This window comes from Confluentibacter sediminis (genome assembly GCF_003258355.1).
Lineage (GTDB): Bacteria > Bacteroidota > Bacteroidia > Flavobacteriales > Flavobacteriaceae > Confluentibacter > Confluentibacter sediminis.
Genome location: NZ_QKPO01000011.1, coordinates 212,605 through 219,374, shown reverse-complemented (window position 1 = coordinate 219,374; position 6,770 = coordinate 212,605). Strand labels below are relative to the sequence as shown.

The following is a 6,770-nucleotide window of genomic DNA, read 5'->3' as shown; positions in this document are numbered from 1 at the left end:
TGAAGAAGTCATAGGCGTTAATGGTCTTTATGCGAAAGCTTTTGACTTAACGGCTTTGCCAAGTGGCACATACAATTTTGAACTTGATGGTGAAGTGGAAATTAAAACCATCCCTTTTACTGTTGCGTCTAACACCGTTAAACTTAATAGTGAAATGGCCAAAGTAATTTTTAAGCCAACCATAAGAGTAAAAGGTGATTTAGTATTTGTTTCTAAACTTTCTCTTAATAACGAACCTTTAAAGATTGATGTTTACTTCGAAAAAGGCAATAAATCTGAACTTATGTTGTCTGAAACCATTAAGGACACTAAAAAAATCGAAAGAGTTTATAAATTAACAGGTTTAAAAGGTGGTGACTATAAAATAGTATTCAATACCAGTGGTAAAGAATTTATAAAATACATTAATAATTAGTTAATGTCTTATTTAGTTTAGTTGGTAAAGTGGGCTGTGGTGGCCCACTTTTTTTATTTAAAACAATCTTAATTGTCCTTCTTTATATTGTTCATGTAAATCTAAATTCAATTTTTGCATGACTTTTCCTTTAAAATAGTTGTGCCTTGCCATTTTTATTAAATTATTAATTTGCTCGGCAATTTTTCCTTCTCCCCGCATTCTAGTGCCGTAACGGCTGTCGTTTAAATTTCCCCCGTGGCAACTTTCTATTTGATGCAATACTTTATCCGCCCTATCTGGCATCGTTTTTTTAATCCAATCGGTAAAAATCTCTCCAATAGCACCATTCAATCTAACAATAGTATGAGCTATAGATAAGGCACCATGCTCTGAAACCACTTTTGCCAATGGTAAAATTTCATGACTATTTATGGATGGGATTATGGGCGCCAACATCACATTTACAGGAATACCGTTTTCGCTAAGTATTTTAACAGTTTCCAATCGTTTTGTAATGGTGGTTGTTCTAGGTTCTAAAACACGCCTGATATCTTCAGATAAGGAAGTTATCGAGATGTTTACCCCAATTAAATTATCTTTCCCTAGTTCTTTTAAAAGATCCAAATCACGCAAAATCAAAGCATTTTTGGTGATGATAGCAACTGGGTGTTTGTATTTTAAAAACACTTCCAAACACTGTCTTGTAATTTCAAATTGTTTTTCGGCAGGTTGGTAACAATCGGTATTTCCAGACATCACAATGGGGTGTGTTTTCCAAGTTTTCTTTTTTATGAGTGCTTCTAAAAGTTTAGGCGCGTCTTTCTTTACTAAAATACGACGTTCAAAGTCCAAGCCGGCACTATAACCCCAATATTCATGGCTATTACGGGCATAACAATAAATACAACCATGTTCGCAGCCTTGATAGGGATTCATGGAATAAGTCATACCAATATCAGGGCTTTCTACTTTATTCACGATGGTTTTAGGGAACACCTCTAAATACAGCGTTTTGTTTTTGTCGATTTCTTCGCCTTCTTTATGGCAAAATTCAAGAAAATCGTCACGCATTTCATGACTGAGTTCAAAGAACCGATTAGGCACATTTAACTGCGCGCCTCGCCCTTTTATGGTGGATTTGGGATTCATAATAATGATTGTTTGGAGATACTTGCGTAGTAACTTTATAAAGTTACTTATTATTTAAAACGGAAATTGTTAAAATGAAGATGGGTTATTAACAAAATTTTAGCGAGGCTCTTGATTTTGTAAGAAAAAAAATATTAAATTCGTTTTTGTATGTGTACGGTCAAAACGCCCGTGCAAATTACCAACTCGTTCAAAAACAGTTATATTTCATTTAAAATAAAAACTATTTCCCAAATTGGGAACTAATTCATATCTTTGTAAAAAGTTGAGAGTCATTGCAAAAAAAATATTGAGAGAATTTTGGGAAGCCCATCCAGACTGTGAGCAACAACTAAAATCCTGGTTTAAGGAAACTTGTAAAGCAGAATGGAAAAATCCGAACGAAATAAAAGCTCAATATCCGAGTGCCAGTATTTTAAATGATAATAGAATCGTTTTTAACATTAAAGGAAATAATTACAGATTGATTGTAAAAATCAACTTTGAGTACGAAATGGTTTGGATTAGATTTATTGGAACTCATGCTGAATATGATAAGATTACCGCTAACACCATTTAGATTATGAACATACACCTTATAAAAACAGAACATGATTATAATCAAGCTTTAAAAAGACTTGAGGTTATATTTGATGCCAAAAAAGGAACGCCCGAAGGAGACGAACTAGAACTTTTAGGTATATTAATTGACCAATATGAAAATGAAAATTTCCCTATTGATTTACCAGACCCCATTGAAGCCATTAAATTTAGAATGGAACAAATGGGATATACCCAAAAAGACCTAGCGAACATTGTTGGCTTTAAAAGTCGGGCAAGTGAAATTTTGAATAGAAAAAGAAAGCTTACTTTAGAAATGATTAGACAACTGCACACAACACTGAACATACCAACGGATGTGTTAATTCAAACGTATTAGTTTTTCATATATTGTAGTTATTGATATAAAACATTAAAACGATTTCATATCATAATAGCTATATCCAATACCAGAATATGCAATCTAAAAAGAACACGCCTTACATTCAAATTTTGAAGAGATTTGTTACTCCAATTTTTGAAGAAAAAGATGGACTTTATTTTGTTCGCGAACAAAAATTTAGAAGCAAAATTTAAAGATATGGTTAAGCGCTTAGATAAACAATCATTCCACATCTTAAATCTTCGCTACTTTACAATACAAAAGTTAATCGTTTAGAAGAAGCTATCACTGCATATAATAAAAACTTTATAAATCTGCTAGTATGATGTTTATCTCTGTAACTGAAGGCTTGGTGAAATCACTAGGAAACTATTTAATAGAAAAACAACAGATTGATATTTCAAAATTAAAAAACTATCCATTCTTTAGATTCTTTTCTTCAGCACATACCATGGGAGACTGATTATTCCATAGACATAGGAAAAATATATGTTTATAACCGGTAACTATATTTTTGATAGGAATTACAATATTGAGGACAAAAAAATAATTAATTTAAAAACTCGACTTAATTTCTTAAAGAGGCAATATAAAGAGGGTCATAATTCAATCTTACATGGAGAAGATATTTCGTTTGGAGAAATATGGGATCTATATGTTAATTTTGCCACATTAGAAGAAGTATTTAATACTATTAAAATATTATGATAACTTTTATAAATAGCACTAAATTCAAGAATCTTTTAAAATCAAAGACCGCAATCGTTCTGCATGGTCATCACCCCATTGTCCCAAAACGGAAATAACAGGAATCAATGTTTTTCCAAAATCGGTTAATGAATATTCTACTTTAGGAGGCACAACCGGATAGATCTTTTTTGTAACCAAGTCATGCCCTTCCAATTCTTTTAATTGAATATTCAAAACCCGCCTAGAAGCATCAGGAATTTTACGTTGTAATTCGCTGGGGCGCTGATGTCCTTCATTGATAAACCACAACAAACGGATTTTCCATTTGCCATACAATACTTCCCCAATAAGATCCAAACCACAATTAAGGTTCAAAGGAATTTTTCTTTCATACATATTCCAAAATTAGTTCAATGTTCCAAAATGTGCAATAGGGGAATAATTTATCCCATAGCAATTCGATTTTCCGTACTTGTATAAACTGTTTATATGATGGAATTTTGTCTTATAAAAACAATTTATATGGAACAGTTTAATTTCAACAATGAGTTAGCAGGCAAAATTACCTTGGTAACAGGAGGCACAAAAGGCACAGGAAAAGCCATTGCAGAAAGATTATTAACCGCAGGGGCAACCGTGATTGTTACGGCAAGACATACACCGGAAACACTAAATGATAAACTACACTTTATTTCGGCTGATTTAAGCAAACATCTAGGCATCCAAAAGTTAGTAACTGAAGTTTTGAAACAGTTTGGAAGGTTGGATATTTTAATAAATAATATAGGTGGCTCTGAAACCAAAGGCGGTGGCTTTGCCGTTTTGAGTGATGAAGATTGGGAAGAAAGCCTTCAAATCAATTTGTTGGCACCCGTGCGTTTAGATAGAGGGTTTTTACCGCAAATGCTAGAACAAAAAAGCGGTATTATTATTCATATTGCCTCCATTCAAGGCAGATTGCCTCTATATGATTCCACGTTGCCGTATGCCGCGGCAAAAGCAGGTTTAATCAATTACAGTAAAGGTTTATCCAATGAGGTATCGCCAAAAGGTGTTCGCGTTTTAACGGTTTCCCCAGGTTGGATAAAAACCACCTCATCAGTCGCCATGATGGAGCGCATTGCCCAAAGTTCAAACATAACGGTTGAAGAAGCAACCAAAAGTGTGATAGATGCTTTGGGAGGCATACCTATTGGTCGACCAGCACAACCAGAGGAAATTGCCGAGTTTATTGGCTTTTTGGTATCACCAAGAGCCAATTATTTAACAGGAACAGAGTATGTGATTGATGGCGGCACGATTCCCACTATTTAATAATTTAAAAACAAAAAAAATGAACTTACCACAAATCCTCACAGATTTAATAGCTGCCCAAAATAGTTTTGACAGCGTAGCGTATGCACATTGTTTTTCTAAAACAGCCGTCGTTTTTGATGAAGGAAAAAGACATGTTGGAAAAGCAGCCATACAAAATTGGATAGCAAAGGCGAATGAAACTTACAGAACAATGATGAAGCCACTTGCCTATTCTGAAACAAAACAGACTTTAGATGCTGAAATTTCAGGAAATTTTCCTGGAAGCCCACTTATATTAACCTATCAATTTGAATTGAAAGACAGTAAAATTCAATTGTTGAAAATTGTCTGATAAAATTGGAGTAGTCTTTAATACTTTAACTGTAAATTTATATTCATTCAAACTAATGAACCCTAATAGACGTTGAATCATGCTAAAAGAATTTTCATATAAACAATTTGGGAATTTAGAATTCAGCAAATTGGCTCTTAAAGAAAAGGTGCTTACTTCTATTGATGACCACATCAAAATTTTATTTATTCCGAAGAGCGCTATTATTCAAGTTGATTTTCAGGAGTTCAACATGGAAGCGGACTCTCTCCTGTTTATCAATCCAAAGGTCATTTTAAAACCTTGTGAAACGGTAGACGGGCAGTTAATTCATTTCAATCGGGATTTTTATTGTATTGAAATTCATGACCAAGAAGTTGCTTGTGATGGTATCTTATACAACAATGTTTTTGAAATACCATTTATAGCCCTTGATGACATGCAATCGCAGGATATTCAGAATATAATACGCGACATTCAATCTGAAATGAAAAAGGAAGATGCCAGTACAGAAGAAATGCTCAGAATATTGCTAAAACTAATTATACTAAAATCCACCCGAATTTGGAAACAACAACACCAATTAGCAGATAACAGTCAACAATCTGACGTACAATTTTTAAGAAAATTTAGTAAATTGGTAGAACAGCATTATAAAACGCACCACAGTGTGGCGGATTATGCCGAATTATTATTTGTAACTCCCAAAAACCTTAGTAAAAAAATAGGCTTAATCAGTAAAAGCACTCCAAATGATATTATTAAAGACCGCATTATTCTAGAAAGCAAACGACTTTTGGCTCACACCACAATGACTGTAAAAGAAATCGCTTATAGTCTCAATTATGATGATGATGCTTATTTTATTCGATTTTTCACCAAGCAAGCAGGACTTTCTCCAGTGTCTTTTAGAAAACAATTTTAAATCCTTGAAGAACCATCATTTTGAGAAAAGCACGGCAATAAATGCCGTGCTTTTTCTTTTAAAACCACTTCAAAACCTACGATAATCCATTAAAAAACAACTCATTATTGCATTAAGGGAAAAAAGTGCAATGTAAAGGGAAAACCGTCCATTGTTGCCCTTTGTTAATTGCTGCAACTTTGCTTCATCAAATAAATAGTAACAATTTAAATATAAAAATCATGAACAAATTAACAGTAAAAGACGGAACAGAAATTTATTTTAAAGATTTAGGAACAGGACAACCCATTTTCTTTCATCATGGATGGCCTTTATCATCTGACGATTGGGATGCTCAAATGATGTTTTTTCTAGAAAAAGGTTTTAGAGTTATATCACACGATAGACGTGGACATGGACGCTCTACACAAACTTTCCAAGGAAATGATATGAACACTTATGCTGCTGATGTAGCAGAATTGGTTGAATTTTTAGACCTTAAAAATGTCATCCATGTTGGGCATTCAACAGGTGGTGGTGAAGCGATTCGCTATGCGGCTCAATACGGAAAAGACCGTGTAGCCAAAGTAGTTTTAATAAGTGCCATTACACCATACATGATTGCCGACGAAAACAATCCTAACGGAGTACCATTATCAGTGTTCGACGATATTCGTTACAATACACAACACAACAGGGCCCAGTTTTACCAAGACATTACCATTCCTTTCTTTGGATACAACCGTGAAGGTGCCGACATTAAAAAAGGCATTCAAGATAACTGGTTTAGACAAGGTATGATGGGTGGTATTAAAGCACAATACGACTGTGTTAGAGTGTTTTCTGAAACCGATTTTACAGAAGATTTAAAAAGTGTAACCATTCCTGTGCTTGTTTTACATGGCGATGATGACCAAATCGTTCCTTACGAAACTACTGCTGTCAAAGCTGCTGAATTATTGCAAAATGGGAAATTAATAATCTATCCTGGTTTCTCACATGGGATGCCAACAACGGAAGCCGCCACCATTAATAAGGACATCCTTGAATTCATAAATTCTTAAAAAAAAGTAATCACAAT

At 34.0% G+C, this 6,770-nt stretch carries 9 protein-coding genes and 1 pseudogene; 8 read left to right on the top strand and 2 right to left on the bottom strand.

Features of this window, described 5'->3' with window-relative positions; genetic code table 11:
* Positions 1–415, top strand: a pseudogene (locus DKT72_RS11235) (hypothetical protein); the annotation flags it as partial.
* 57 nt (positions 416–472) lie between these two features.
* On the opposite strand, the gene DKT72_RS11230 reads toward DKT72_RS11235, so the two are convergent.
* Positions 473–1,546, bottom strand: coding sequence for a PA0069 family radical SAM protein (locus DKT72_RS11230; RefSeq protein WP_111308835.1), 1,074 nt, complete (start codon positions 1,544–1,546; stop codon positions 473–475).
* A gap of 265 nt (positions 1,547–1,811) precedes the next feature.
* On the opposite strand from DKT72_RS11230, the gene DKT72_RS11225 reads away from it, so the two are divergent.
* The 3 genes from DKT72_RS11225 to DKT72_RS18250 all read left to right on the top strand — a co-directional run bounded on the left by DKT72_RS11225 (position 1,812) and on the right by DKT72_RS18250 (position 2,931).
* On the top strand, positions 1,812–2,105 hold the full coding sequence (locus DKT72_RS11225) for a type II toxin-antitoxin system HigB family toxin (protein WP_111308834.1): 294 nt from the start codon (positions 1,812–1,814) through the stop codon (positions 2,103–2,105).
* Positions 2,106–2,108: 3 nt separating this feature from the next.
* The gene (locus DKT72_RS11220; protein WP_111308833.1) at positions 2,109–2,465 is read left to right on the top strand and encodes a helix-turn-helix domain-containing protein; all 357 of its coding nucleotides are present in this window, start codon (positions 2,109–2,111) and stop codon (positions 2,463–2,465) included.
* A 325-nt stretch (positions 2,466–2,790) separates the two neighbouring features.
* Positions 2,791–2,931, top strand: a complete 141-nt coding sequence (locus DKT72_RS18250) for a hypothetical protein (RefSeq protein ID WP_162623302.1) — start codon at positions 2,791–2,793, stop codon at positions 2,929–2,931.
* A 269-nt stretch (positions 2,932–3,200) separates the two neighbouring features.
* Here the strand turns inward: DKT72_RS18250 and DKT72_RS11210 are convergent, their stop codons facing one another.
* The gene (locus tag DKT72_RS11210) at positions 3,201–3,554 is read right to left on the bottom strand and encodes a winged helix-turn-helix transcriptional regulator (protein ID WP_111308831.1); all 354 of its coding nucleotides are present in this window, start codon (positions 3,552–3,554) and stop codon (positions 3,201–3,203) included.
* Between the two features lie 126 nt (positions 3,555–3,680).
* On the opposite strand from DKT72_RS11210, the gene DKT72_RS11205 reads away from it, so the two are divergent.
* The 4 genes from DKT72_RS11205 (at position 3,681) to DKT72_RS11190 (ending at position 6,753) form a co-directional block, all read left to right on the top strand.
* Positions 3,681–4,472, top strand: coding sequence for an SDR family oxidoreductase (locus tag DKT72_RS11205; RefSeq protein ID WP_111308830.1), 792 nt, complete (start codon positions 3,681–3,683; stop codon positions 4,470–4,472).
* Positions 4,473–4,491: 19 nt separating this feature from the next.
* Complete coding sequence (locus DKT72_RS11200; protein WP_111308829.1) at positions 4,492–4,806, top strand: Cif family virulence factor; 315 nt, start codon at positions 4,492–4,494, stop codon at positions 4,804–4,806.
* Between the two features lie 79 nt (positions 4,807–4,885).
* Positions 4,886–5,710 carry a helix-turn-helix domain-containing protein gene (locus DKT72_RS11195; protein WP_111308828.1) on the top strand — a complete coding sequence of 275 codons (825 nt, stop codon included), beginning with the start codon at positions 4,886–4,888 and terminating at the stop codon, positions 5,708–5,710.
* Positions 5,711–5,931: 221 nt separating this feature from the next.
* Positions 5,932–6,753: an alpha/beta fold hydrolase gene (locus tag DKT72_RS11190; protein ID WP_111308827.1), complete on the top strand. Its 822-nt coding sequence runs from the start codon at positions 5,932–5,934 to the stop codon at positions 6,751–6,753.
* The last annotated feature ends 17 nt before the right edge of the window (positions 6,754–6,770 follow it).